The following is a 2,996-nucleotide window of genomic DNA, read 5'->3' on the forward strand; positions in this document are numbered from 1 at the left end:
TATCCATGACAAAGCCCTGATTAAATGTTTTTTAACATCTAATCAGGGCTTTTTACAAAAGAGGCTTAGAACGAATTATGTCCCAGCCCCTTTTGTTATGCATGCTTATTTTTCATTGTGTTTTTTACGACGTTGTCCAACTATGAATAGTGAACCAAGTGCCGCGAATAATGAACCGATTAAAGTGCCGTTTGATGTGTTACCTGTGTCTGGTAAACCATGTCCGTGGTGACCTTCTCCGTGAGATTTGCCATCTTTATCACCGTGGTTATCGTTAGAGCCGTTATCTGCTTCATTATCAGAATCCGAGTCGCTGTCCGAGTCCGAATCACTATCAGAGTCGGAATCACTGTCAGAGTCCGAGTCACTATCAGAATCCGAGTCACTATCAGAGTCCGAGTCGCTGTCAGAGTCAGAATCACTATCAGAGTCCGAATCACTATCAGAGTCTGAGTCGCTGTCAGAGTCGGAATCGCTATCAGAGTCGGAATCGCTATCAGAGTCGGAATCGCTATCAGAGTCAGAATCACTATCAGAGTCCGAGTCGCTGTCAGAATCAGAGTCGCTGTCAGAGTCAGAATCACTATCAGAGTCCGAATCGCTATCAGAGTCCGAATCACTATCAGAGTCCGAGTCGCTGTCAGAGTCAGAATCACTATCAGAGTCTGAGTCACTGTCAGAGTCTGAGTCGCTGTCAGAGTCCGAGTCGCTATCAGAGTCCGAGTCGCTATCAGAATCCGAGTCACTATCTGCATCCGAGTCGCTGTCCGCATCTGAATCACTATCAGAGTCAGAATCACTGTCAGAGTCGGAATCACTGTCAGAATCTGAATCGCTGTCAGAATCCGAGTCGCTGTCAGAATCCGAGTCGCTATCAGAGTCCGAATCACTGTCAGAGTCCGAATCACTGTCAGAGTCGGAATCACTGTCAGAGTCCGAATCACTGTCAGAGTCGGAATCACTATCAGAGTCCGAATCGCTATCTGCGTCAGAGTCACTATCTGCATCTGAGTCAGCGTCAGCATCGCCTTCATCTGGATCAGGGAAGTCCGGTTGTTCTGGTAACTCTGGATTTACTTCAAACTCATCTTCATCAATGTGGGCGCGTCCTGAGCCAACAGAAACAACATGACTAGCGTGACCTCTTAAAGAAACGCCATCTTTTGTGTAAAATGGAACAGTAACTACTGCACCTAAATCTAATTTATTGTATGGGCGTATTCCAATAGATTCATCTGCTATATTATGTTCCATTTTAATGACATAAGCGCTTTCGAAGTCCGAAAGTTCAAGTACAACATCTCCAACTAGTGCATTTCTATTATTGGTTCCATATGTTCCATTTTCTAAATCAATGTTGCTGTCATTTAAGACTTGATTCGTAACGTCTTCTAAGTCATTTGATAAAGAAGAAATACTATTATTAGAAATGTTTAGGTCTTTAGGTACCTTGTAAACTTTTAAGCTTTTTAATGCATCATTGTCTATTAATATAGATGATCTGGTTGGGGCTCTTAATCCACCGTCTATTCCATCAAAATCATGTGATAAATCATTGGTTTTCAAAGGAGATGTATAAGGATTACCATTTGTTATTTCTACACGTATATTTTCAAAGTAGGAATGCTTATAAGCATTCTCTTCTTTTAAATCCATTGCATCAGGATTAATTTGTGTAATACTTGTGATTTTTTTAGTGTCATTACTATAGTTATCTAATACCATGCGTACTCCCACATCATTTAATCCGGTATTTCCGGCACCCCACGTAGTAGGGGCAGATGACGGTAAATCAACAAATAAAATCTCTTCATACTTAATATTAGCTTCATACGACAAAGATTCATTACCAATGATATGTGTCAATTTTTGCGTACCATTTTCAATTACCTTGTACCGATCAACATAGTCTTTACCACTGTAGACCATACTAAAGGAGCTTAAGTTTTTAATTGTATCTAACAGTTGATACGTAATTTTCTTTGTTTGGTTATCAAAATTAATGGCACGTGCAACTTCAATACTCGAATCAGATTCGAGATAGAATGAAGGAAGTTGTACCTTAACATCATCAGCATAATTACCATTTAAATCTGTAAGTCCATCGTGTTGGAATGTAAAATAATCTCCTGGTTTAACATCAGAAACTTTGGCTTTCACTTCATATTCAGAAGGTTTTAAACCTTTGTTGGATCGAGTAGCTTCAAAAAACAAAGGATTATCATATGGTGTCCCTTTTTCTGGATAATCTGTATTATTAACCCAATTTTTTAAGTCTCTTTTGTATTCTAGTCTAGTAGCATCGGGATGTTTTTTATAATATTCTTCTTTGAATGCTTGAACCTTTTCATAAGTCTCTTTCTTTTCTCCATAATCCACGACATCTTCAATTTTGTTGTCTTTCACATTAATTGAAACGTCAGAGATTTTGTCATCAACATTGTTTTTCAATTCGGGTTGTTGTTTAGTCGTAGTTTCTTTATCAGTAACTTTGTTATTTGTGGCTGTTTGAGTTGGCTCAGTAGTTGCGCTTTCTTCAGTAGCAGGTTGTTCTGTTGCTTCAGTTTTTTCAGGTGTTGTTTCTTCAGTAGGGACTTCAGTAGTAGATTCAGGTGTAACTTCTTCAGTAGGTTGTGATTCAGTAACTGGTTCAACTGCGTCAGTATTGTCATCTGCTGTTGCTTCTTCAATTGCTGGTTGTTCCGTCACAACTGCCTTTTCTCCAGTGTCATCACTAGCTGTTTCAGTGACAGCTTCAGGTGCATTTGCATCAGTTGTTTCTGCAGCGTCAGCTGATTGAGTTGCTCCTAAAAATAATAAAGTCGTTAATAGGGCAGAGCCTGTCCCATACGATAATTTACGGATACTAAAAACTTGTTGTTTACGGTCATATTTTTTGTATTGTTGATATCTTTTCATACTCACTTTCCTTCCTCTTTGTTATTAAGCATTGTTTTGTCTAATATCCATTCAACTATAAATAAATTATTAAATGT

At 38.9% G+C, this 2,996-nt stretch carries 1 protein-coding gene; it reads right to left on the reverse strand.

Going from position 1 to position 2,996, the window contains the following annotated elements; genetic code table 11:
- Positions 1-105 precede the first annotated feature (105 nt).
- Positions 106-2,919 (reverse strand): YSIRK-type signal peptide-containing protein, encoded by a 2,814-nt coding sequence (locus tag CD122_RS12610; protein WP_420852956.1) that lies wholly within the window; start codon positions 2,917-2,919, stop codon positions 106-108.
- Positions 2,920-2,996: the final 77 nt, after the last annotated feature.

This window comes from Staphylococcus rostri (assembly GCF_002902145.1).
In the GTDB taxonomy this organism is placed as follows: Bacteria; Bacillota; Bacilli; order Staphylococcales; family Staphylococcaceae; genus Staphylococcus; species Staphylococcus rostri.